26 protein-coding genes and 1 pseudogene are annotated in these 23,499 nt (G+C 60.4%); 14 read left to right on the top strand and 13 right to left on the bottom strand.

The genetic code is table 11. The features are described from left to right. Position 1: 1 nt before the first annotated feature. A complete protein-coding gene (locus AC1DE4_RS01705; protein ID WP_025658657.1) occupies positions 2-472 on the bottom strand; it encodes an Lrp/AsnC family transcriptional regulator in 471 nt (156 codons plus the stop codon). A 103-nt stretch (positions 473-575) separates the two neighbouring features. Here AC1DE4_RS01705 and AC1DE4_RS01710 point away from each other — a divergent pair, with 103 nt between their 5' ends. After that, positions 576-1,472, top strand: a complete 897-nt coding sequence (locus tag AC1DE4_RS01710; protein WP_025658656.1) for a DMT family transporter — start codon at positions 576-578, stop codon at positions 1,470-1,472. Positions 1,473-1,504: 32 nt separating this feature from the next. Here AC1DE4_RS01710 and AC1DE4_RS01715 read toward each other — a convergent pair whose 3' ends face one another. After that, positions 1,505-2,023: a Dps family protein gene (locus AC1DE4_RS01715; protein ID WP_018116816.1), complete on the bottom strand. Its 519-nt coding sequence runs from the start codon at positions 2,021-2,023 to the stop codon at positions 1,505-1,507. Positions 2,024-2,229: 206 nt separating this feature from the next. Here AC1DE4_RS01715 and AC1DE4_RS01720 point away from each other — a divergent pair, with 206 nt between their 5' ends. Both AC1DE4_RS01720 and cysK read left to right on the top strand, forming a co-directional pair. Then, positions 2,230-2,847: a LysE family translocator gene (locus AC1DE4_RS01720; protein ID WP_477879621.1), complete on the top strand. Its 618-nt coding sequence runs from the start codon at positions 2,230-2,232 to the stop codon at positions 2,845-2,847. 132 nt (positions 2,848-2,979) lie between these two features. After that, positions 2,980-3,942 (top strand): cysteine synthase A, encoded by a 963-nt coding sequence (gene cysK, locus AC1DE4_RS01725; RefSeq protein WP_018116818.1) that lies wholly within the window; start codon positions 2,980-2,982, stop codon positions 3,940-3,942. 118 nt (positions 3,943-4,060) lie between these two features. On the opposite strand, the pseudogene AC1DE4_RS01730 reads toward cysK, so the two are convergent. The 9 genes and pseudogenes from AC1DE4_RS01730 to rsmI form a co-directional block, all read right to left on the bottom strand. Then, positions 4,061-4,626, bottom strand: a pseudogene (locus AC1DE4_RS01730) (magnesium chelatase domain-containing protein); the annotation flags it as partial. 266 nt (positions 4,627-4,892) lie between these two features. Continuing rightward, positions 4,893-5,840 (bottom strand): glutathione synthase, encoded by a 948-nt coding sequence (gene gshB, locus AC1DE4_RS01735; RefSeq protein WP_477879624.1) that lies wholly within the window; start codon positions 5,838-5,840, stop codon positions 4,893-4,895. A 96-nt stretch (positions 5,841-5,936) separates the two neighbouring features. Then, positions 5,937-6,446, bottom strand: a complete 510-nt coding sequence (locus tag AC1DE4_RS01740) for a cupin domain-containing protein (RefSeq protein WP_025658653.1) — start codon at positions 6,444-6,446, stop codon at positions 5,937-5,939. Positions 6,447-6,545: 99 nt separating this feature from the next. Further along, the gene (locus AC1DE4_RS01745) at positions 6,546-7,643 is read right to left on the bottom strand and encodes an ABC transporter ATP-binding protein (protein WP_025658652.1); all 1,098 of its coding nucleotides are present in this window, start codon (positions 7,641-7,643) and stop codon (positions 6,546-6,548) included. A gap of 11 nt (positions 7,644-7,654) precedes the next feature. Then, positions 7,655-8,497 carry a sn-glycerol-3-phosphate ABC transporter permease UgpE gene (gene ugpE / locus AC1DE4_RS01750; RefSeq protein WP_025658651.1) on the bottom strand — a complete coding sequence of 281 codons (843 nt, stop codon included), beginning with the start codon at positions 8,495-8,497 and terminating at the stop codon, positions 7,655-7,657. Positions 8,498-8,506: 9 nt separating this feature from the next. Further along, on the bottom strand, positions 8,507-9,388 hold the full coding sequence (locus tag AC1DE4_RS01755; protein WP_025658650.1) for an ABC transporter permease subunit: 882 nt from the start codon (positions 9,386-9,388) through the stop codon (positions 8,507-8,509). A gap of 76 nt (positions 9,389-9,464) precedes the next feature. After that, positions 9,465-10,763: an extracellular solute-binding protein gene (locus tag AC1DE4_RS01760; RefSeq protein WP_018116828.1), complete on the bottom strand. Its 1,299-nt coding sequence runs from the start codon at positions 10,761-10,763 to the stop codon at positions 9,465-9,467. Positions 10,764-10,850: 87 nt separating this feature from the next. Continuing rightward, positions 10,851-11,252: a YraN family protein gene (locus AC1DE4_RS01765; protein WP_025658648.1), complete on the bottom strand. Its 402-nt coding sequence runs from the start codon at positions 11,250-11,252 to the stop codon at positions 10,851-10,853. Continuing rightward, complete coding sequence (gene rsmI / locus AC1DE4_RS01770) at positions 11,242-12,144, bottom strand: 16S rRNA (cytidine(1402)-2'-O)-methyltransferase (RefSeq protein ID WP_037215011.1); 903 nt, start codon at positions 12,142-12,144, stop codon at positions 11,242-11,244. The genes AC1DE4_RS01765 and rsmI overlap by 11 nt, the downstream gene beginning before the upstream one ends. A 270-nt stretch (positions 12,145-12,414) precedes the next feature. On the opposite strand from rsmI, the gene dnaN reads away from it, so the two are divergent. The 7 genes from dnaN to AC1DE4_RS01805 all read left to right on the top strand — a co-directional run bounded on the left by dnaN (position 12,415) and on the right by AC1DE4_RS01805 (position 17,372). Next, the gene (gene dnaN / locus AC1DE4_RS01775; RefSeq protein ID WP_018116831.1) at positions 12,415-13,533 is read left to right on the top strand and encodes a DNA polymerase III subunit beta; all 1,119 of its coding nucleotides are present in this window, start codon (positions 12,415-12,417) and stop codon (positions 13,531-13,533) included. 117 nt (positions 13,534-13,650) lie between these two features. Further along, positions 13,651-14,244, top strand: coding sequence for a phospholipid N-methyltransferase PmtA (pmtA, locus tag AC1DE4_RS01780; RefSeq protein ID WP_018116832.1), 594 nt, complete (start codon positions 13,651-13,653; stop codon positions 14,242-14,244). Between the two features lie 4 nt (positions 14,245-14,248). Beyond that, entirely contained in the window at positions 14,249-14,836 is a 588-nt protein-coding gene (locus AC1DE4_RS01785) for a histidine phosphatase family protein (protein ID WP_025658646.1), read from the top strand. A 1-nt stretch (position 14,837) separates the two neighbouring features. Continuing rightward, a complete protein-coding gene (gene pyrF, locus AC1DE4_RS01790) occupies positions 14,838-15,530 on the top strand; it encodes an orotidine-5'-phosphate decarboxylase (RefSeq protein ID WP_018116834.1) in 693 nt (230 codons plus the stop codon). A 27-nt stretch (positions 15,531-15,557) separates the two neighbouring features. Beyond that, positions 15,558-15,845, top strand: coding sequence for a DUF1330 domain-containing protein (locus AC1DE4_RS01795; protein ID WP_018116835.1), 288 nt, complete (start codon positions 15,558-15,560; stop codon positions 15,843-15,845). A 112-nt stretch (positions 15,846-15,957) separates the two neighbouring features. Further along, positions 15,958-16,938, top strand: a complete 981-nt coding sequence (locus tag AC1DE4_RS01800) for a complex I NDUFA9 subunit family protein (protein ID WP_018116836.1) — start codon at positions 15,958-15,960, stop codon at positions 16,936-16,938. 281 nt (positions 16,939-17,219) lie between these two features. Next, positions 17,220-17,372: a hypothetical protein gene (locus tag AC1DE4_RS01805; protein ID WP_007799501.1), complete on the top strand. Its 153-nt coding sequence runs from the start codon at positions 17,220-17,222 to the stop codon at positions 17,370-17,372. A gap of 106 nt (positions 17,373-17,478) precedes the next feature. Here the strand turns inward: AC1DE4_RS01805 and AC1DE4_RS01810 are convergent, their stop codons facing one another. Further along, on the bottom strand, positions 17,479-18,276 hold the full coding sequence (locus AC1DE4_RS01810; protein ID WP_025658644.1) for an undecaprenyl-diphosphate phosphatase: 798 nt from the start codon (positions 18,274-18,276) through the stop codon (positions 17,479-17,481). A gap of 249 nt (positions 18,277-18,525) precedes the next feature. Between AC1DE4_RS01810 and AC1DE4_RS01815 the strand changes: the two genes are divergently transcribed. From AC1DE4_RS01815 to AC1DE4_RS01825, 3 genes are read left to right on the top strand one after another with little or no spacing between them, the layout of a single operon-like run. Further along, positions 18,526-19,218, top strand: coding sequence for a glutathione S-transferase family protein (locus AC1DE4_RS01815; RefSeq protein ID WP_018116838.1), 693 nt, complete (start codon positions 18,526-18,528; stop codon positions 19,216-19,218). Positions 19,219-19,230: 12 nt separating this feature from the next. Next, a complete protein-coding gene (gene queG / locus AC1DE4_RS01820; RefSeq protein WP_025658643.1) occupies positions 19,231-20,379 on the top strand; it encodes a tRNA epoxyqueuosine(34) reductase QueG in 1,149 nt (382 codons plus the stop codon). Further along, positions 20,379-21,251: an SDR family oxidoreductase gene (locus AC1DE4_RS01825; RefSeq protein ID WP_018116840.1), complete on the top strand. Its 873-nt coding sequence runs from the start codon at positions 20,379-20,381 to the stop codon at positions 21,249-21,251. The genes queG and AC1DE4_RS01825 overlap by 1 nt, the downstream gene beginning before the upstream one ends. Positions 21,252-21,258: 7 nt before the next feature. Here the strand turns inward: AC1DE4_RS01825 and AC1DE4_RS01830 are convergent, their stop codons facing one another. After that, positions 21,259-22,473 carry an MFS transporter gene (locus tag AC1DE4_RS01830; protein ID WP_025658641.1) on the bottom strand — a complete coding sequence of 405 codons (1,215 nt, stop codon included), beginning with the start codon at positions 22,471-22,473 and terminating at the stop codon, positions 21,259-21,261. A gap of 596 nt (positions 22,474-23,069) precedes the next feature. Between AC1DE4_RS01830 and AC1DE4_RS01835 the strand changes: the two genes are divergently transcribed. Continuing rightward, on the top strand, positions 23,070-23,432 hold the full coding sequence (locus AC1DE4_RS01835) for a septal ring lytic transglycosylase RlpA family protein (RefSeq protein WP_018116842.1): 363 nt from the start codon (positions 23,070-23,072) through the stop codon (positions 23,430-23,432). The last annotated feature ends 67 nt before the right edge of the window (positions 23,433-23,499 follow it).

Consider the following 23,499-nt stretch of genomic DNA (forward strand, 5'->3'; position numbering starts at 1 on the left):
GCTACCGCTCGCGCGAAAGCGGAGGCAGACGCCGCTTGACCGGCGATGCCTTGACCATCGAGGTGCTTGTTTCGGCCTTCTCCGCAACCTTGTCGAGGATCGTGTCGAGCTCCGGCATCGAGCGGACGACGAGCCGGGCAATGAAACAGTCATCTCCCGTCACCTTGTCGCATTCCACGAACTGAGGCGTCTCCTGGATGATCCGCTGAACGACATGCAATTGCCCGGGCAGCGGCCGAACGCGCACGATCGCCTGCAGCGGATATCCAAGCGCGGCCGGGTCGATGTCGATCGTGAAGGCGGCGATGATCCCGCGCTCTTCCAGGCGGCGGAGGCGTTCAGCGGCACTGGGCGAGGACAGCCCGGCAGCCTGGGCCAGTTCCTTCAACGAGATGCGGGCGTTCTCCGCCAACGCCTCCAGGATCTTCTGGTCGACATCGTCGATCACATTATCATTAGGCGATACAGACATTATACCTCACAATGATAGGAAAGAGCCGCAACCAACCTAATGCAAACTATATAATGCGGCGCACTGCCGCAATAGTCTTCATCCATCGAGATGGAGAGATGTGATGCAGAGCGAAATCCGCGCCGGCACGACCCAAATGACCGCCGCAATGCTGATATCGGGGACAATCGGTTGGTTCGTGGTAATGTCCGGCCAGCCGGTGAGCGGCGTGGTGTTCTGGCGCTGCCTCTTTGGCGCGATCAGCCTGCTTGTCGTGTGCGCGGCAATAGGGCTGCTGCGACCGGGCGTCATCAGCCTGAAATCGGCAGGCATCGCTGTCCTCGGCGGCGTGGCCATCGTGCTCAACTGGTTGCTGCTCTTTGCATCCTACGGCCACGCATCGATTTCGATCGCGACGACCGTCTACAACACGCAGCCTTTCATGCTGCTTGCGCTGGGCGCCCTGTTCCTCGGCGAAAAGATCACCGCCGCAAAGCTGTTTTGGCTGACGCTGGCCTTTGCCGGCATGGCGGCCATCGTCGAGGCCAAGCCGGCCGCGGCGGGTGGCCATGAGGGATATGGCCTCGGTATCCTGCTGGCGCTCGGTGCCGCCTTTTTCTACGCTCTCGCGGCGATCGCGGCAAAATGGCTCAAAGGAACGCCGCCGCATCTTATCGCGCTGATCCAGGTGGCGACCGGCGTGCTGATGTTGCTGCCGACGGTGAATTTTTCTGAGCTGCCCACAAATGGCCAGTCATGGTCGATCCTGATTACCCTGGGTGTCGTGCATACCGGTCTGATCTATGTGCTGCTTTATGGCGCGATCCAGAAGCTGCCGATCCATCTGATCGGAGCGCTGTCATTCATCTATCCGATTGCGGCGATCCTGGTGGACCGTTTGGCCTTCGGACACGCCTTGCAGCCGCTGCAGCTCGTCGGCGCTGCCGTCATTCTGGTCGCTGCGGCCGGAATGAACCTTGGCTGGACGCCCGCGCAGCTGTTGCGTACGCGGGCGGGCTGATGATTTAGAGCCTTTCAGGTTTAAAGGACCGGCTACTTCTGCTGCCGGGTCGTTTCGAACAGGAACCAGGTGCGGCGCTCAGCCTCGTCGATCCAGACCTCCAGCAGGCTTGTCGTCGCGAAATCATTATGCTCTGAGCAGACATCGTGCGTCTCGCGCAACAGCGAGACCAGCTGCTTGTTGTCATCACGCAGTTCCGCCAGCATGTCCTCAGGCGTGACGTAGTCTGCATCGTTGTCGTTGATGCGTTGCAGGCGGCCGATATGGCCGATCGAGCGCAGTGTCGTGCCGCCGATTTTGCGGGCGCGCTCGGCGATCGCATCGGTGGTGGCGAAGATCTGCTCGGCCTGCTCGTCGAGCATCAGGTGATAGTCGCGAAAATGCGGCCCCGACATGTGCCAGTGGAAATTCTTGGTCTTCATGTAGAGCGCAAAGACATCCGCCAGCAGCGCCGCCAGGGCGGCCGAAATATCCTGAATGGCATTGCTTTTCAGGTCGGTGGGGGTGGCGAGCGGGGCGATTTTGCGCTTTTCGGCGGCAGTGGGGCTCATCAGTGTCTCCTTTGGCGAGCGGCGGGTGGCAGGTGTCGGCGCGGTGGGGGGATGCAGGCTCCACCAGCCATAATCACCGCCTTGGAACTAGAACCGCGACAGGCAGCGTCAATAGCGACAAGCGACCGCAGCATGATGACAGAACGACGCTCCTTGAATGGAGCGGGCCGCAGGCGTAGAAGGCGGCTGAAGCAGGAGTCCACATCATGTCATTCACCGCCCTTTTAGCTTACGCTGCGGCGCTGTTCATCGCGGCGGCAATTCCGGGACCGGGCATCACGGCGATCGTCGCGCGCGCGCTCGGTTCGAATTTTCGCGAGACGTTTTTCATGGGCCTCGGCCTCGTGCTGGGCGACATGACCTATCTGACTGCCGTCATCCTCGGGCTCGCCTTCGTGGCACAGACCTTCGCCGAGGTCTTCATCGTCATCAAGGTCGCCGGTGCGCTCTATCTCTGCTACATCGCCTACAAGCTATGGACCGCCGGGCTGCTGCCCCAGGACATCGCGGCCAAGAAGGCAAGCAGTGCCGGCATGAGCTTCCTGTCCGGACTGCTGGTCACGCTCGGCAACCCCAAGACCATGCTTTTCTACGTCGCCCTGGTGCCGACGCTGATTAATATCAACAGCGTCGGACCTCGCGAATACTGCACCCTCCTGGCAACCACCTTCGTCGTCCTGCTCGTGGTTCTGGTGCCCTATATGCTGCTGGCGTCGCGGGCGCGTATCATGCTCAAGCAGCCCCGCGCGCTGCAGGCGCTGAACAAGACAGCGGCAGGCATTCTGGCCGGTACGGCAGCCTTTATCGCCACCCGTACGGCGTGAAAAATTCAACCGGCAAAGTTCGGTTCTTAAAGGTTTTTTTCTCAAAGGATGGCCTCAAGCGGGTGAAGCCAGACTGGTTTCCATGCGCCTTTGACCCTATTCTCTCCGCACATTTCACCCAGGGAGAGCCTAATGTCGAAGAAACCTGGCCGCGGCCGCATCTATTCCTCGATCACCGAAACTATTGGCGATACACCGATCGTGCGGCTCGACAAGCTCGCCAAGGCGAAAGGCGTAAAGGCGAACCTGCTGGCCAAGCTTGAGTTCTTCAATCCGATCGCGTCCGTAAAGGACCGCATCGGCGTCGCGATGATCGAGTCTCTGGAATCGCAGGGCAAGATTTCGCCCGGCAAGACGACCCTCATCGAGCCGACATCGGGCAATACCGGGATTGCGCTGGCTTTCGCCGCTGCGGCGAAGGGATACAAGCTGATCCTGACCATGCCGGAAACCATGTCCGTCGAGCGCCGCAAGATGCTGGCGCTGCTTGGCGCCGAGCTCGTGCTGACGGAAGGTCCGAAGGGCATGAAGGGTGCGATCGCCAAGGCTGAGGAACTGGCTGCGACGCTCCCGGATGCGATTATCCCGCAGCAATTCGAAAACCCGGCCAACCCGGAAATCCACCGCCGCACGACGGCCGAGGAGATCTGGAATGATACCGACGGTACGGTCGACATCCTGGTTTCCGGCATCGGCACAGGCGGCACCATTACGGGCGCCGGCCAGGTGCTGAAGTCGAAGAAGCCCGGCATCAAGGTGGTCGCCGTCGAGCCGACGGAATCTCCGGTCCTTTCCGGCGGCCAGCCGGGACCGCACAAGATCCAGGGCATCGGCGCAGGCTTCGCGCCGGCAATCCTCGACACCCATATCTACGACGAGATCGTTACGGTAAGCGGCCCCGAGGCGCTGGAACTTGCCCGCGAAGTCGCCAGGCTCGAAGGCGTGCCCGTTGGCATCTCCTCCGGCGCAGCACTGGCCGCTGCTATCCAGGTCGGCCAACGAGACGAGAATGCTGGGAAAAATATAGTTGTGATCATTCCGTCCTTTGCCGAGCGCTATCTCTCGACCGCGCTGTTCGATGGCCTTGGAAGCTAGGCAACGCCTTTTCTGCAGCATCTGGGGCGCCTCGGCGCCCCTTTCTGTTCAGGCAGCCGTGCTTAGCCGCCCACCGGCGATGCGATAGGAAATTGCTTCAGCGAGGTGAATGCGGCCCCTGCCCTTTGATATCGGCTAGATCAGGCAGGTTCGCCGTATTCGCGCGGATCGCCGGTTCCGGACGGGCGGGACCTGGGTGCCACGAAAGTGATTGGCAAGCGCGATGAGGCTGCGGGGCGCGAGGATGTCGATATCGGGACCGGCCCAGGCTGCCTCGGCACCGCTCTCGGCCGGACAGATCAAGCCCTTGCCGATCGCGTTGGCGCCAATGGCCGCCGGCAGTGCCCCGGCAACGGGAGCGATCGTGCCGTCGAGATTGAGCTCGCCGATAACCACGTAGCCGGAGAGCGCGTCCGCGGGGATCGCGCCGAGAGCGGCCATCAAGCCGAGGGCAATCGGCAGATCGAAGTGGGAGCCCTCTTTCGGCAAGTCAGCCGGTGCCAGATTGACGGTAATCTTCTTGGCTGGCAGAGCCAGGCCGGAGGCGTGCAATGCCGCGTGAACGCGCTCTCGACTTTCGGCAACGGCCTTGTCCGAAAGCCCAACGATCTAGGTCACGACCTGAACTTCGACCGGAACACCCTCAATGCCCTGAAATGCAACCGTGCTGACGCGTGCGACCATGCCCCAATCCCCTGTGCCGCATCCCACTACACTACAGTTTAACGACGTATCATTGTCGACAATTGCAATCTTTCATAGAAAACAGAATGGAACAAGAACAATAAAAGAACGAATTCAAGCCTGCGCTGTAGTCAGGTTGTGGTTGGTTGCACTAGCAGAACAAAGTAAGGAAACGCCCGGATCGATGCCAATCCGGGCGCTCACAAACTCATTATAATTTTGCGGAAGAGCTCTCCTCACCGCGCATGAGGCGGCGAAGCCAAGCGCTAGGCGCGCTTGCGCTCAATCGCGTCCCAAAGAAGGGCTGAGATGTCGGCGCCGCCAAATTTGCGGACCTCCCGAATGCCCGTCGGCGACGTGACGTTGATCTCCGTCATGTAGTCGCCGATGACATCGATGCCGACAAAGAGGAAACCGCGTTCCTTGAGCGCAGGGCCGATACGCTTGCAGATTTCGATTTCGCGGGCCGTCAGGTCAGTCGCCTCGGCGCGGCCACCGACATGCATGTTGGAACGGCTGTCGTGCTCGGCGGGGACGCGATTGATGGCACCGACCGGCTCGCCGTCGACGAGCAGGATGCGCTTGTCGCCCTTGCGGACATCCGGGAGATATTGCTGCGCGATGAAGGGCTCGCGGAACAGCTGACCGAACATTTCGAGCAGCGACGACAGGTTGCGGTCGTCCCTGGTCGAATGGAAAACGCCGGCGCCGCCATTGCCGTAGAGCGGCTTCAGGATGATGTCGCCCATCTCGTCCCGGAACCTGCGAATTTCGGCCGCGTCCTTGGTGATCAGCGTCTTCGGCATCAGATCTGCAAATTCGGTGACGAAAATCTTCTCGGGCGAATTCCGGACCCACGCCGGGTCGTTGACGACGAGCGTCTTCGGGTGGATTCGCTCCAGCAGGTGCGTCGAGGTGATATAGGCCATGTCGAACGGCGGGTCCTGGCGCAGCAGGACCACATCCACCGTCGACAGATCCACGCGTTCCGGCGCCCCCAGCTCGAAGTGATCGCCCTTGACGTCGCGCAGCACCATCGGCTCCACGGTGGCGTACAGATTGCCATCCCTGAAGCTCAGGCGCTCAGGCGTGTAATGGAAGAGCTTGTAGCCACGGGTCTGGGCTTCCAGGCTCATCGCAAAGGTGGAATCGCCTGCAATATTGATGCCGGCAACATGGTCCATCTGGACCGCTACATTCTTGATCTTGGCCATTTCCGTCCCTTAGCTGATGCCGGACAGATGTAGGCTGCAGATGCCTTGAAAGCAACGCCAATCAATGGCGTCCGGGGCGATGAGCGGGCGAATTCCTCAGGCCGCGATGCCGCTCTTCGGCGCCTCGCCGCGCAACAGGCTGCGAAGCCGGTAGACAAGCGCGACCGGCTTCGGAAACGGCTTTCTCAGGAATGCGACCTTGCGCACATAATTGTCGACGCGCCAGCAGGCCCAGGTGCCCGCCGCGAAGAACGCAACGTCGCCAGCCTCCAGCGTCCGCTCCGTGCCATCCTCGGCAACAATATGGACGCCGCCTTCAAGGATCATCACCGTTTCGTCCCAGTAGAAGTGCCAGCGGAATTCGCCGGCTGTGCAATCCCAGATCGCCGTATATGCCGCATCATCATTGCTGCGCGAATGCTCGCCGGTGCGGGCCTGTGGCTCGCCGCCGATGATCCAGTCCGGGTTGATGGGCGTCGCGTGCATGACGAAGTTATCCCCGGACTTCGCCACGAAGGTCTTTGCTGCCGGTTGCGGAAGACTCGGAAGGGGCACTACCCGCGCGGCCATCGCGACCACGCTCGCCAGCATCACATGAATACCCATGAGCAACCCCCGCTGCTATCCAGTCCTTGTCGGGATAGCAGAGAGTCGTAAAGGCACCGTACAGGCGGTCGGTACAATTTGAGTGATCAGCCCAAGGCGTCAGGCGATTTCCGTTTTCACCTGGACGACCTGCGGAGACACGGTATCGCCGATGCGCTTCCCCGTTTCCTGATTGAAGAAATGCAGCTTCTCGGTGGCCACGCGTAACCGCAACTCGGACTTCAGCTCTGTCTCAGGGGACAGGACTGCCGTCAATGATTGGTCGCCCAGATTTCCATGCACGAGACGCTGGGAACCAAGCTCTTCCACATAGTCTACCGCAACGGTCATGGCATGTTCGCCGGGACCGGCAAGGCGGAGGTCCTCGGCGCGCATGCCGACGGTGACCGGCCCCGATGTAGGAGCAAGCCCCGCAAGGTCGATCATGCTTGGCCCCAATGCGAGCTTGTCGCCATGCAGTTCGCCCTTGAGCAGGTTCATGGCCGGCGAGCCGATAAAGCTCGCGACGAAGGTCGAGGCCGGGGTGTGGTAGACCTCGAGCGGCGCGCCGATCTGCTCGATCTCGCCGCCGTTCAGAACCACCAGGCGATCGGCCAGCGTCATGGCTTCCAGCTGGTCGTGGGTGACGTAGATCGAGGTGGTGCCGAGCCGGCGTTGCAGCCGCTTGATCTCGCCGCGCATCGAGACGCGCAGCTTGGCGTCGAGGTTGGACAAGGGCTCGTCGAACAGGAAGGCCGCCGGCTTGCGCACGATCGCGCGGCCCATGGCAACGCGCTGACGCTGGCCGCCGGACAAGGCGCGCGGCTTGCGCTCGAGGTATGCTTCGAGTTGCAGCATGCGCGCGGCTTCCGCGACGCGGGCGTCGATCTCGGCCTTCGGCGTCTTGCGATTGCGCAGGCCGTAGGCAAGGTTTTCATAGACCGACATATGCGGATAAAGCGCGTAGTTCTGGAAGACCATGGCAATGTCGCGCTCGGCCGGATCGATCTTGTTGACGACGCGATTGCCGATCTTCACGTCACCCTTGGAGATCTCCTCCAGTCCCGCGACCATACGAAGCAGAGTGGATTTTCCGCAGCCGGAGGGGCCGACGAGGACGACGAACTCGCCGTCCTTGATGTCGATGCTCACGGATTTCACCGCATGCACGTCCCCGGTATAGATCTTGGAGACCTGATTGATTTCGATGGCGGCCATCGGCGTTTCCTTTACTTGTCGCTTTCGGTGAGGCCCTTGATGAACCAGCGCTGGAACACCACGACGATGATGACAGGCGGTAGCATCGCGAGGATCGCGATCGCAAAGGCTTCGTTGTAATCGGGGATCTGAGCGCCGACCCAGACCAGCAGGATCTGCTTGATGCCGCGCACCAGCGTGTAGAAGCTCTCGTCATTGGTCATCAGCATTGGCCAGAGATACTGGTTCCAGCCATAGACGAACATGATGATGAAGATGGCTGCCACCATCGTCTTCGAGAGCGGCACGATGACGTCGAAGAAGAACTTGATCGGGCCGGCGCCGTCGATGCGCGCCGCCTCGAGCAGCTCGTCCGGGATCGATTTGAAGAACTGCCGGAAAAAGAAGGTGCCGGTTGCCGAGGCGAGTAGCGGCACGATCAGGCCGGTATAGGTGTTGATGAGGTGCAGTTGGTGCATCACCTCATAGGAAGGAAGGATGCGGACCTCGAGCGGCAGCAGCAAGGTCGTGAAGATCATCCAGAAAAACAGCGTTCCAAGTCGAAAGCGGAAATAGACGATCGCATAGGCGGCGAGCATCGACAGCACGATCTTTCCGACGGCAAAGCCGATACCGAGGATCAGCGAGTTCATCAGCATCCGGGTGCCGGTCACCTGTCCGGTGAAACCACCTTCGCGGTTCAGGACCGCATTGTAGGTCTCGACGAAATGGTTCCCCCACCTGAGCGTCAAACCGTTGCGGTGAATTTCGGCCGCCTCGTGCGTCGAGGTGAAGAAGGCGACGACGACGGGCGCCATCATGACGAAGACGCCCAGGAGCAGGATAATGTGATCGGTTATCTTGAGACGATACATTGCGCCCCCTCAATTGTAGTGAACGCGCCGCTCAAGGAAGCGGAACTGGAAGACCGTGAGCACGAAGACGACAATCATCAGGATTACCGACTGGGCCGAGGAGCCGCCGAGGTCGTTGCCACGGAAGCCGTCCATGTAGACCTTGTAGACAAGGGTGATCGGATTGTTGGCGGCCTTGTCCTTCACCATCACGTCGACGATGCCGAAGGTATCGAACAGCGAATAGGTGACGTTGATGACGAAGAGGAAGAAGGCGGTCGGCGCCAGGAGCGGCAGGATGACGGTCCAGAAGCGGCGGAAGCCCGAACGGCAGTCGAGCGCCGCGGCCTCGCGAACGGAAACGGGAATGCCCTGAAGGCCAGAGAGAAAGAAGATGAAATTATACGGGATCTGCTTCCAAACGGAGACGACCACCATCGCAAAGGCCGTGTCGAAGTAGTTCAGGCCGATCTTCATGTCCCAGCCGAACAAGGCGGCGAAACGCACAAAGGGGCCCATGTGCTGGTCGAAGAACATCATGCCGATCAGGCCGGCGACCGGCGGGGCGATCGCATAGACCGAAATTAGCACGGTCTTGTAAGCCGAGCTGCCGCGAATGACAGCGTCCGCCTTGACCGCCAGCAGGAGGCCAAGCGACAGCGAGAAAAACGTGACAAGCGCCGTGAAGATCGCCGTAAAGCCGGCAATCGAGCGGTACTCCGCGCTTTCGAGGATGCCCTTGTAATTGTCGAAGCCCACGAAGGTGGAGCCGAAGCCGAAGGGATCCTCAAGGAAGAACGAGGACTTCACCGCCTGAACGGACGGCCAATAGAAGAAAATGAAAATCACCGCCATCTGCGGTAGCAGGAAGAGATAAGGCAGCGTTGGCGACGAAAACTGCACGCGCTTCATGGCGGGACCTTTTTGCAAAGCGGTTCCGGAAACGGCGAACGCCCCCGGAACCGTTGTCTTTCAGCAATGGGCTAGATCAGCCGGCAGTCTTGGCAAAACGCTCGAGGAGCTGGTTGCCTTCCTTCTCGATGGTGTCGAAAGCGTCCTTGACGGAGGTTTCGCCCGAGAAGATGCGGCCGTATTCGCGTTCCATGATTTCGCGGATCTGCGGGTAGAAGCCGAGGCGGTAGCCCTTCGACCATTCGCCATCATCCAGCTTCAGCTGCTTGATACCGACTTCGGCAACCGGCTCCTTGTCGTAGTAGCCTTCCTTCTTGGCGAGCTCGTAGGCTGCCTCGGTGATGGCGACGTAACCGGTTGCCTGGTGGTAGAACTTCTGGATCTCAGGCGAGGTCAGGAACTGGAAGAAGTCGGCAACGCACTTGTTCTCCTCAGCCGACTTGCCGGACATTGCGAAGAGCGCCGCGCCGCCGATGAAGCTGTGGGTGCCGGCGCCCTTGATCGCACCCCAATACGGCAGGAAGGTTGCCGAGAAGGGCATCGTTGCCGTCTTCTTCAGGCCGCCGAAGGAGCCCGAGGAACCGATCCAGAGAGCGACCTTGCCTTCTTCAAAGGGCTTCTGGTTGTCGTTCCAGCCGGCGCCGTAGTACTTGAAGTAGCCTTCGTCGGACCAGGCCTTCAGCTTGTCGAACATCATGATGAGGTTCGGATCGGTGACCTTGAGCTTGGTGTCGACAACGCTGTCGTAGCCGTTGTTGTTGGTGGCGAACTGGATGTTGTTGCGCGAGAAGAAGTTCTCGGTGAATTCCCAGGTCAACTGCGACTGGACGAGCGGGATATAGCCGGCCTCCTTGAGCTTCGGAGCAATTGCTTCGAACTCTTCCCAGGTCTTCGGAGCTTCGACGCCAGCCTTCTTCAGCGCTTCCGGATTGATGTACATAATCGGTGCGGAAGAGTTGAAGGGCATGCCGACGAACTTGCCGTCAGCGGCGGCGTAGAAATAGCGAACGCCGGGAATGAAGGCATTGCGGTCGAACTTGTAGCCGGCGTCCTTGATCAAGTCTTCGGCCGGAACGACAGCGCCCTTGGCGTTGATGATGGTTGCTGCACCTGCGTCGAAGACCTGCAGAATGTTCGGCTGTTCGCCCGAACGGAAGGCCGCGATGCCGGCGGCAAGTGCTTCTTCATATGTGCCCTTGCTGACCGGGGTCAGGGCGCAGGCGGACTGCGCAGCGTTGAACTTCTGTGCAACCTCATTGATGACTTCGCCGTTGCGGCCGCCCATGCCGTGCCACCAGGTGATGTTGGTCGCAGCAAAGGACGACGACGCCGAAAAGCTGGCCGCCATGGCGGCCATAGAAATTTTCTTGAACATGGCTAATCCCTCTCCACCAATTGTTGGGGTGAGGAGTGCAATAGAGGCCTTCCATGACGCCTCCTTGATGGTTTCATGACAGGACTGTTACAGCCGGATCCTTTTGCACGCGATTGCAATGACGTCAGAAGGCATTCGGAAAGTTCGCGGCAGGCGGCCGGGCAGGATGGCCACGATGTCGTAACGCCGCGAAAGCAAAGCATAATCGCGTTGTCGCTGTAGCCACAGATCGCTGGCCGCTCTGATGCGGTTTTGCGCTGTAGGAGACACGGCGTCGATCGCGCTCATCTCCTCGCGCCGCGCCTTCACTTCAACAAAAATCGCCAGGTTGCGCTTTGCAATGATGTCTATTTCCCCGAGCTTGGTGCGATAGCGCAGCGCGACGATGCGATAGCCCTTCAGCATAAGATAAAGAGCAGCGAGATACTCGGAGACCTGGCCCCGACCGAGCGCCCTGCGGCGGTCGGCAGCAGCAGCCCTATCGCCCATCGCCGCCCTTCATGTCGAGAAGCCGCTGATAGAGTTCCTTCTTGGAGACGCCAGTCAGCTTCGATGCCTCGGCTGCCGCTTTGGAGGTCGGCAGGGTTCTTGCCAGATAGGCCAAGATCGCATCGACGTCGGCAGCTTCGACCACCCGTTCGGGAGGCGGACCTATGACCAACACGATCTCGCCTTTGACGTTGTCGACATCGGCGTAGTGGGCAGCCAGCGTCCCTAGGGTGCCGCGGCGAAACTCTTCGAAGGCTTTGGTCAGTTCGCGACAGACGCAAGCCGACCGGTCTGCACCGAGCACATCGGCGGCGGCGGCAAGGGTCGCAGCAATGCGATGCGGCGATTCAAAGAACATCAGCGTCGCGGGGGCCGCCTCTAACTCCGCCAGCCGATCGCGACGGGCCTTGTCCTTGGTCGGCAGAAAACCGGCGAACAAGAACGCATCATTCGGCAGGCCGGAACCCACGAGAGCCGCAAGCGGTGCCGAGGCACCGGGGATTGGCACGACGCGATAGCCGGCCTCGATGGCGCTCTGTGCGAGGCGATAGCCGGGATCGGAGACCAGGGGCGTTCCGGCGTCCGAGACGAGAGCGACTGACTTGCCGGCCTCCAGCGCCTGCAGGAGCCGCGGACCAGCCTCGTCGGCATTGTGTTCGTGATAGGCATAGGGGCGGTTCTGAATGCCAAAACGGTCGAGCAAGACGCGGGTGACGCGCGTGTCTTCGCAGGCCAGCACATCGGCGCCGGCAAGCGTTTCCAACGCACGCAGCGTGATGTCGCCGAGATTGCCTATCGGCGTCGCAACGAGGTAAAGCGCCGGCTCCAACGGTCGTGCCGGAACAGACATATTATGCAGGCGGAAGCTGCGTTGCCTGCCGCCATCGGTCATCACATCGTCATTGCTCAAGGTATCGATACTCTCCTCTGGTTTCCGCTTTTATGGGCGAGACCCCGCCGTTCGGCAAGGCCGCAGCAATTTCTGTGTGCATTGCACCGGAAAACGGCAAATGCACTGGCGCGGCCATTCGCGCCTCTTGCAATCGGTCTCAAAATCCTGCCATTTTCCCTATCCACTCTATGGTCCCTTTTGGGCAAAGGCATTCCTTGCGGCGCGCAACATGCGCGCTCAAGCAGTAACGGTCGAAAGCGGTAGCATCCCATGCGTATTACAATTGAGCGGTCCAACCTTTTGAAGTCGCTGAACCACGTGCATCGCGTGGTCGAACGCCGGAACACGATCCCGATTCTGTCCAACATCCTGCTGCGCGCCGACGGCCAGAATCTGGACATGAAGGCGACCGACCTCGATCTCGAAGTGACCGAAGCGACGCCTGCGAATGTCGAGCAGGCCGGCGCCACTACGGTCCCCGCCCATCTTCTTTACGACATTGTGCGCAAGCTGTCTGATGGCTCCGAAGTTCTGCTGGCGACCAGCACCGACGGCGGCTCGATGACCGTCCAGTCCGGTCGTTCCAAGTTCTCGTTGCAGTGCCTGCCGGAGTCGGACTTCCCTGACCTCACCGCCGGCACCTTCAGCCATACCTTCAAACTGAAGGCGACCGATCTCAAGATGCTGATCGATCGCACCCAGTTCGCGATCTCGACCGAGGAAACCCGCTACTATCTGAACGGCATCTTCTTCCACACCATCGAGAGCAAGGGCGACCTGAAGCTGCGTGCCGTCGCAACCGATGGCCACCGCCTCGCCCGCGCCGACGTGGATGCACCATCCGGCTCGGAGGGAATGCCCGGCATCATCATCCCGCGCAAGACCGTCGGCGAACTGCAGAAGCTCGTCGATGTGCCTGATGCGATGGTGACCGTGGAAGTCTCGGACGCCAAGATCCGCCTCAGCATCGGCTCGATCGTCATGACCTCGAAGCTCATCGACGGCACGTTCCCGGACTACCAGCGCGTCATCCCGACCAACAACGACAAGGAAATGCGCGTCGATTGCACGACGTTTGCTCAGGCCGTCGACCGCGTGTCGACGATCTCCTCTGAGCGCGGTCGCGCCGTCAAGCTCGCCCTCTCCGACGGCCAATTGCTGCTCACCGTCAACAATCCGGATTCAGGCAGCGCAACCGAAGAAGTCGCGGTCGGCTACGACACCGACTCGATGGAAATCGGCTTCAACGCCAAATACCTGCTTGATATCACCGCGCAGCTTTCCGGCGATGAAGCGATCTTCCTGCTCGCCGACGCCGGCTCGCCGACGCTCATTCGCGACACGGCTGGCGACGATGCCCTTTATGTGCTGATGCCGATGCGCGTCTAGCCGCGCGTCGCATCTACGGTGCAAACTTTGCCAATTGCGACGTCAGGCCTTGTTTTTCGGCGGAACTGACTGCAATTAGAGAGCGGGCTGTTTTGTTGCATATCTAGGAGGACGGGCATGGCGTTGCGCCTAAAGGAACGGCTGGGCAAAAAATTCGATGAAGAAATCCGCTTCTTCAAAGGAATGATGCAGGGGCCGAAGACTGTCGGTTCGATTGTTCCCACCTCCTCCATAACGGCCCGCAAGATGGCAAGCGTCATCAACCCGCATTCGGGACTGCCGGTCCTTGAGCTCGGCCCGGGTACCGGCGCAATCACCAAGGCCATTCTTGGTCGCGGCGTGAAACCCGAGAAGCTGGTCGCCGTCGAATATTCGACGGATTTCTACGAGCACCTGGTCCGGCTCTATCCGGGCGTGAACTTCATCAACGGCGATGCGTTCAATCTCGACAAGACGCTCGGATCGATGAAGGATCAGACGTTCGATTCCGTCGTATCCGCCGTCCCGCTTTTGAATTTCCCGATGCAGGCGCGCATCGCGCTGCTCGAAAGCCTGCTCGACCGCTTGCCGGCAGGCCGCCCCGTTGTCCAGATCTCCTACGGCCCGGTGTCGCCGATCATCGCGCGGCCGGATCGCTACCATATCCAGCACTTCGACTTTATCGTCCGCAACATTCCGCCGGCACAGCTCTGGATCTACCGACGCGGCTGACCCGGTGTTCGGCCTCTACGTCACCCATCCGCAGGTGAGGATCGACGCAGCGGTTCCCGTGCCGAAATGGGGGCTGTCGGAGATCGGCGCCGCACGCGCCCACAAGGCCGCCGAACGCCGCTGGGCAAAGCAGCTGCGCCGCATCGTTTCCAGCGACGAGACAAAGGCGATCGAGACTGCCGAGATCCTTGCAGCCGCAGCGCAGGTGACCGTCGAGATCGTCCACGACATGCATGAGAACGACCGCTCGGCGACCGGTTTCATGCCGCCCCCCGAGTTCGAGAAGGCGGCCGACTGGTTCTTTGCGCATCCCGAGGCGAGCTTCAAAGGCTGGGAGCGTGCGATCGACGCCCAGCGGCGTGTCGTTTCCGCCGTCACAGATATCCTCGCGTCGCACAATCCCGCCCTGCCCATCGCATTCGTCGGCCATGGAGGCGTCGGCACGCTGCTCAAGTGCCACCTTGAGGGCCGCCCGATCCGGCGTGATGGCGATCAACCGGGAGGCGGTGGCAATCTCTACTGTTTCAGCCTTGCGGATCGACGCCCGTCGTGCGACTGGACGCCTATCGAAGAGTGGCAGGGATGGATGTGAGATGGACGTACGCGAACGCCTGATCGTCGGGCTGGATGTTCCAACACTTGGCGAGGCCGAAAGAATCGTCCATACGCTCGGCGACGACGTCGTCTTCTACAAGATCGGATATCAGCTGGCTTTTGCCGGCGGCCTGGAATTTGCGCGTGATCTTGCCAAGAGCGGCAAGAAGATCTTCCTCGACATGAAGCTGCTCGACATCGACAACACGGTTGCATCGGGTGTCGAGAACATCGTCAAGATGGGCATGTCGATGCTGACGCTGCACGCCTATCCGAAGGCGATGAAGGCCGCCGTCGAGGCCGCCAAGGGCTCCGACCTCTGCCTGCTCGGCGTGACCGTACTGACGTCGATGGACGAGCAGGACCTGGTCGCGGCCGGCTACGAATACGATCCGCATACGCTGGTTTTGCGCCGAGCCGAACAGGCCCACCTCGCCGGTATGGGCGGCATCGTCTGCTCCGCAGAGGAATCGGCGGCCGTGCGCAAGATCATCGGCCCCGATATGGCGCTGGTCACGCCGGGCATTCGCCCTGCCGGCGCCGACAAGGGCGACCAGAAGCGCGTGATGACGCCGGCTGACGCACTGAAGGCCGGCTCCAGCCATCTGGTCGTTGCCCGCCCGATCGTGAAGGCAGCCCATCCCCGCGAAGCGGCTCGCGCAATCCTCGCCGAAATGTCGGCGGCCCTTTAATAATCTGACAAACAGGGAGGACCTGAAATGGCAAAGGCATATTGGATCGCACGCGTCGATGTTCGTGATGTCGAGCGCTACAAGGACTACGTCGCAGCAGGAAAGCTGGCCTTCGATAAGTATGGCGCCAACTTCCTCGCCCGGGGCGGCGCGATCACCGAGCTCGAGGGCAAGTCCCGCGCACGCAACGTTGTGATCGAGTTTCCCTCGATGCAGCACGCTGTCGATTGCTATAATTCGCCGGAATACCAGATCGCTGCGAAAATCCGCCAGGAAATCGCCGACGCCGAAATGATCGTCGTCGAAGGCATCTAAGACGAGTTCTCAGCCGTGAGATCTGCCGCGCGATGACCCTTTTCGTCGCGTCGTGATTGGTCTAAGACGAAACCAGATCGACCACACAACCGAGCCTTTCGAGGAGCCTGTCATGACCCTTGCCAACCTGCCGCCACTCGTTACCGTGTTCGGAGGGTCCGGCTTCATCGGCAGGCACGTCGTCCGTGAACTGGCAAAGCGCGGCTATCGCATCCGCGTCGCCGTTCGCCGCCCGGATCTCGCCGGCTTCCTGCAGCCGCTCGGCAATGTCGGCCAGATCTCCTTCGTTCAGGCAAACCTGCGCTACCGCAACTCCATCGACCGTGCCGTCGAGGGCGCCGACTTTGTCGTGAACTGCGTCGGCATTCTGCACGAAGCCGGCCGCAATTCCTTCGAGGCGGTTCAGGAGTTTGGCGCACGTGCTGTCGCTGAAGCCGCTCGCGGCGTCGGCGCCAAGCTGATCCACATCTCAGCAATCGGCGCAAACGCGCACTCCGATTCAGCCTACGCCCGCACCAAGGGCCGCGCAGAGGCAGCGATCCACGCGATCAAGCCGGATGCCATCATCTACCGCCCGTCCGTCGTCTTCGGTCCCGAGGACAGCTTCTTCAACAAGTTTGCCGACATGGCGCGCATCGCGCCGGCGCTGCCGCTGGTCGGCGGCGGCAAGACGAAGTTCCAGCCGGTCTATGTCGTCGACGTGGCCGAAGCCGTGGCAAAGGCAGTCGAGGGCAAGGTGACCGCGGGCCAGGTTTACGAGCTTGGTGGCCCCGAGGTGCTGACCTTCCGCGAATGTCTCGAGGTCATGCTCAAGACAACCTGGCGCAAAAATCGTCTGGTTTCGCTTCCCTTTGGCATTGCCTCGCTCATCGGCAGCATCGCTTCGCTCATTCCGTTCGTCACACCGCCGATCACCTCCGACCAGGTGCGTCTGCTGAAGAAGGACAATGTCGTTTCGAAGGAAGCGGAAACCGAAGGCCGGACGCTGAAGGGTATCGGCGTCACACCGACGCTGGTGAACTCGGTCATCGGCTCTTACCTCGTGCAGTACCGTCCGCACGGGCAGTACACCGGATCGGGCAAGGCGGCCTGAGAGCTGCGACCTTCCCAAAGCAACACGCCGCTCGCGACCTTCACGGGCGGCGTTTCACGTGGAAGGTTTTTTCAGAATCGCAGAAGTTGTGAACGCTTTTTCCCTGTAGCAGACCGGCACTCGTTGCATAAAAGTCGCACGTAAAAATTAGCGGAATTAACACCAAATTTAGCAGGAACATTTATTGCTATTTGTCATTCCACTGACTACACACCCCGCGCGTTTCCCAATGGACTCAGCGCCTTGACGGCGCACTAACGACTTTTGAAAGGCTTTCTTCAATGGGTAGGTCAATCGCGCTCCTGTTTGCGTGTGCGGCGCTGGTTATTCTGGCAGGCTCCTTCATTGCGCCCGGATCGGTTGCAGCGGTGAAGGGTGAGTGCTCGCCGGCCTACGGTGTCGATCCCTGCGAGACCGGCTCGATTAGCCGATAATAAAAAACCGGCGCTCTTCACGCCGGTTTTTTCTTGCCTTGCTTTCGGTAGTGGAACTGATCCGCATCCGCGCCACAAGGACTCGGATGCGTCGATCAAGTGCGTCTCAGGCGATCATGCCTAATGCCGCCATGCCGAGCAGGATAGCGCCGAGAATGATGCGGTAGATTGCAAACACCGTAAACCGGTTGCTCCTGATGTAGGACAGCAGCCATTTCACGGCGATAAACGCAACAATCGTCGAGACGATGAAAGCGATGCCGAGGCTCGTCCAATCCTCGTTTGCAGCCCCGCCATCCTTGAACGTCTTCAGCAGTTCGTAGCCGCTTGCGGCATACATGGTCGGGATGCCGACCAGGAAGGCGAATTCGGTCGCGGCGGCGCGATTGCCGGTGCCGGCCAGCATGGCAACGAAAATCGTGGCGCCGGAGCGCGACGTTCCCGGGAAGACGCCGGCCACCACCTGGGCAATACCGACCAAGATGGCGACGAGCCAGGTAATCTCCTTGTGAGGCGGTCGACGAGCGGCGGCCCATTCGGCAAAGATCATCCAGATACCGCCGATGATCAGCGCCCAGGCAATCGGCGTCGCATTCTCCGGCAGTTGGAAGCCGAGCTTCTTGACGACCAGTCCGAGGATCGCCGTGATGAGAAACGCGACGATCAGCTTGGCCGCGTAAGTGCGATTGCGCGGATCACGCCAGCCCAGGACGAGATCCAGGAGGCGACGCCAGTAAATAATGGTGACGGCGAGAATCGCGCCCGCCTGAATGACGATGTTGAACATGTCCGACCGGTGGCCGAGCCATTGCTCAGCGATGATAAGGTGGCCGGTGCTCGAAATCGGCAGAAACTCGGTAATTCCCTCTACTATGCCTAGAATTATAGAGTTCACATAATCCATACATTCTCTCCGTGGAGTTTGGTCGGGCTTTGATTGGGGTTATGGCGTCCGGAAGTGACGAAGGCAGGGCGGGAAAACAAAAATCCGTTTTTCGAGCACGCCCACCTCCTTTGTCAGGGAGTTGGCTACCCGACTCGCTTGTATTGAAAGGGCCAAGCTCCTATAGCTTCAACGAATAAGACATGACTAGGGCGCTATGATCATCGCGCTCCCGCAACATGCCACACACCTCAAAAAATCCGAGAATCAATGCCCACGCTCTATCATCATCCCATGTCATCCGCATCACGCTTCGTTCGGCTGATCCTGACGGAGTACGGCTATCAGGCGGACCTGATCGAGGAGCAGACCTGGGAAAAGCGCCGGGATTTCCTCGCGCTCAACCCGGCCGGAACCCTGCCGGTTTATGTCGATGACAGCATGCGGGCGTTGTGCGGGGCGGCTGTGATCTCCGAGTATCTCGACGAGACGCACGGCGTGCTCAAGCGTGATCGCCGGCTCCTGGCGGAAGATCCATTCCAGCGCGCCGAGATTCGCCGGCTGACGGAATGGTTCATGCAGAAGATGGAAACAGACGTGACCAAGCCGCTCGCCCGCGAGCGGGTCTACAAGCTGCAGATGACGGCGGACCAGGGCGGCGGCGCGCCTGATTCCAAGATCCTCCGCACGGCGCGGGCGAATATCCGCCAGCACATGAAATATCTGGGCTGGCTTGCCGGCTCCCGACAGTGGCTGGCCGGCGACCGCATGAGCTATGCAGATCTCGCTGCTGCCTCGGCCGTTTCCATTCTCGACTATCTCGGTGAAATCGACTGGTCGGAAGCTCCTCTCGTCAAGGAGTGGTATCAACGCCTGAAGTCGCGTCCATCCTTCCGGCCGTTGCTCACCGAGCGCGTGCGGGGCCTGACCCCGGTTTCGCACTACGCCGACCTGGATTTCTGACGAGGGCCTTCAATGGCCATGGAAAACAAGGACCAGAAACGCCGCGATACCCTCACCGCCTTCGTTCGGTCGGAGGCGAAGGCCTTGGGTTTCGACCTCTGTCGCATCACGCGACCCGACGCCATACCGGAAGCCAAGGAGCGGCTCGGCGAATTCATTGACGCCGGGCGGCATGGAACGATGGAGTGGATGGCGGAGACCCGCGACAGGCGCGGCGATCCACGCACGCTCTGGAGCGACGTCCGGTCGATCGTCGTCTTCGGCCTCAATTACGGACCGGATGAAGATCCGCGCGAGATTCTGACAAAACCGGACAAGGCTGCAATCTCGGTCTACGCGCGCAATCGCGACTATCACGACATCATCAAGGGGCGATTGAAGGAGATCGCAACACGCTTTGCGGCGCGCGCCGGGGCGGATGTGAAGGTCTTTGTCGACACGGCTCCGGTGATGGAAAAACCGCTCGCGGCAGCGGCCGGCCTCGGCTGGCAGGGCAAGCATACGAACCTCGTCAGCCGCGAGCACGGATCATGGCTTTTCCTCGGCTCGATGTTCACGACCGCGGATCTGAACATCGATGCGCCGGAGATTGACCACTGTGGCTCCTGCCGCGCCTGTCTCGATATCTGCCCGACGAAAGCCTTTCCCGGTCCCTACCAGATCGACGCACGGCGCTGCATCTCCTACCTGACCATCGAGCACAAAGGACCGATCGACCCGGCGTTGCGGTCCCTGATCGGCAACCGGATCTTTGGCTGCGACGACTGTCTCGCCGCCTGCCCATGGAACAAATTTGCCCATGAGGCCTCCGAGATGAAGCTGCAGGCCCGGGAGGACTTGAAGGAGCCATCGATCGAGTATCTGCTCGGCCTCGATGATGCCGCCTTTCGCACATTCTTCAGCGGCTCGCCCGTCAAGCGTATCGGCCGCGATCGGTTCATCCGCAATGTGCTCATTGCCGCCGGCAATTCGAACGATCGCCGATTTGTCGAGCAGTGTCGGAAACTGTCAGAGGATCCCTCCCCGGTCGTACGCGGCATGGCAATTTGGGCCTTGTCGCGCCTTCTCGAGGCTGGCGAATTTTCTGCCTTTGCGGCACAAAGGCCAGATGAGTCGGATAGCGATGTCCTGAGTGAATGGCGCCTAGCGGGAGCAGTTTGATGCAAGTGATGATTTTCGGCTGCGGCTATTCGGGCACGGCGATCGCCAAGGCTTTCATGGCGGACGGCGCGCGTGTCTCCGGTACGACGCGCTCGGAAGACAAGGCAGCTGCCCTGCGTGGCCAGGGCATCGACGCTTTCGTGTTTGACGGCGACGTGCTGGACGAGAAATTGAGCGAGGCGATGCGGGGCGCGACCCATCTCGTCCAATCCATTGCGCCGCGCGATAATGGTGATGCGCTGATCAGGCTCGCTGGCGACCGTCTGAAGGAGATGATGCCCAAGCTCCAGTGGATCGGCTATCTCTCGACGGTCGGCGTCTATGGCGATCACAAGGGAAATTGGGTCACCGAAGAAATGCCCTGCACGCCGGTTTCCGGCCGCTCGAAGGAGCGGCTGGAAGCAGAAGACGGCTGGATGGCCATCGGCGCCGCCATCAATGTTCCGGCGGCGGTTCTCCGCCTCTCCGGTATCTACGGGCCAGGCCGCAATGCCCTTTGCAATCTGGAACGCGGTACCGCACGGCGATTGATCAAGAAGGATCAGGTTTTCAACCGGATCCGGGTTGAGGATATCGGCGCGGCGACGCGGTTCCTCGCCGACCGTGGGCTCGGCGGCATATATAATGTGACCGACGATCTGCCCGGCCCGCCTCAGGACGTCATCGTCGAAGCAGCCCGGCTGCTGGGCGTCGAGCCGCCGCCGGAGCAGCCCTTCGAAACTGCCGAGCTCACCCCGATGGCGCGGTCCTTCTACGGCGAGAACAAGCGGGTCTCGAACGCCAAGCTGAAGGCGGCGGGCTTTATCTTCGCCTTCCCGACCTATCCCGCCTCGCTCGCGCAGCTGATGCAGAGCAACAGCTGGCGAGGATAGCGACGCCTCAAATCGAGACGCCGAGCGCCGGCTCGGCCTTTACCCGTGCGAGCGGCGGGAATGCGAGGGCTATTGCGGCTGCGCCGAGCCCGACCAGAGCGGATCCGATGAAGAGCCACGAGTAGTTGTCAAAGGTGTCGAAGATCCATCCGCCGATAAGAGGACCGAAGGCCATCCCGAGGCTGGAGAGCATCGTCGCCGCGCCGAACACCGTACCGATGATGCGCGGCCCGAAATATTCTCGCGCCAGAACAGCATAGAGCGGCATCACGCCGCCATAGGCGCTGCCGAAGATAATGGCGAGGGCGTAGAATTCGCCGAGCCTGCTGACGAAGAGGTAGGTCGCAAGCGCAATCGCCTGGACGAGCAAACCGGCGACGAGGACCGGCTTCACCCCGACCCTGTCGGCCAGCCCGCCATAGAGAAGCCGGCCGCCGAGCCCCGCAAGTCCCTCGACGCTATAGATGCTGACGGCGGCCATTGGCGCTATGCCGCAGATCGTCGCGTAACTGACCATGTGAAAGATCGGACCGGAATGCGCAGCGCAGCAGGCGAAGAACGTCAGCCCCAACACAATGAATTGTGGCGATCGGAACACCCGCGAGAGCGAAGGCTGTTCCCCGCTTGTTGCAGTGGCGGTCGCGCCGTCCCCTGCCTCTGCCGGCGGGCGCCGAACCAGCAAGGCTGCCGGAAGCAGCAGGACCCAGGCAGTGATGCCGATCAGCAGCATCGCGGTTCGCCAATCATAGGCAGAAATGAGCCAGCGTGCGAAAGGTGAGATCGTCATGGGCGCGACACCCATGCCGGCAGAGACAAGGGAGACGGCGAGGCTGCGGTTCTCCTCGAACCACCCGGTCGTCGTCGCGATCATTGGCGCGAAGAAGGTGCTGGCGGCAAGCCCGACCAAAATCCCGTAGGTCAGCTGAAACTGCAGAAGCGATTCCGCGCGGCTTGCCAACACAAGGGCCAGGCCAAGGCCGGCAGCACCGATCAGAACGACAACCCGCGCGCCGAAGCGATCGCTCGCAGTGCCCCACAGGAAACCGCCAATCCCCATAACAATGAAATTAAGTGTCATCGCGCTCGCAATGCCAGCGTGCGACCAGCCGGTCTCGGTCGCGATTGGCTCCTGGAAGATTGCCAGGGAGAACATCGCGCCGAGTGCAACGCAGGTCATCAACGCCCCGGCAGCAACAATGATCCAACGATAAGGTATGCTCATGATTTCGCAGCCTCCCTGCCCAATTTGAACGAGGCGCGCACCGCTTGCGCGCTTGCAAGCTAAAGACGTTTGAGTGTCACCGTTTTCGACACGCCCGGGGCGTTTTTATGCTATGCCGCAGCGACTTCCGTCGACTTGCATATCACGACTTGCCTGCGGGGCGAGAGCGGGCGGCAGACTTTTCGTCTTGCGATTGTATTTGTCGATCACAAATAGCGCGGTTTCAGGGTAGGAAATTTCTACTTCCTGCATTCGGCGCATATAATATAGCGCCTGATTATGGTTAACGGCCTCTGAATTTGCGCAAATGAGGCACTAATTATGGCAATCGCGCAAAATTATTTTCGTTAATTTTGTGATCTTTGGTTGCGTGGATCAGGCCTTGCAAAAAACGTTCTAATTTTACTTGATTTCATTATCTTTTTTCCCAATCATTCGATTTTCTGTGGCGCACATGCCGCGCATCTAGCCATCACGTATATTACACTTTGTAATATTCCGTGATAATTGGGGGCACTTTTTCGCCACACTTGGCCGGATTCAACCCTCCCACCGCCCACAAGGCGTGAGTTCAACAATTGAGGGGACAATCCGTTTTGAAGAAAATCTGCCGTTCTGTCATCGCCGCAGCAACAATTGCAGCTTGCTCTACTATCCTTCCCGTTGAAGGATTTGCTGCAAATGGTTGCGGTGGCGCTTCATGGTACGCACTTCGCTCCAAAACCGCCTCCGGGGAACGTATGAACCCGACCATCAATACTGCAGCACATCGTTCGCTGGCATTTGGCACGAAGCTGAAAGTTACCAACAGCAAAAACGGACGCAGCGTCGTCGTCCGCGTCAATGATCGTGGCCCATTCATTCGCGGCCGCGTCCTCGATCTCTCCCGCGCTGCCGCCCAGAACATTGGCATGGTCAGCAGTGGCACGGCAAAGGTCTGCTACGAAGTCATAGGCTAAGCGTTCGCCCGTACACGAACGGGTCGCTTGCTCTTGCCGCCAATCGCGTCTACGACGCGGTCTAGAC

Source organism: Rhizobium sp. 10N414 (assembly GCF_056394785.1).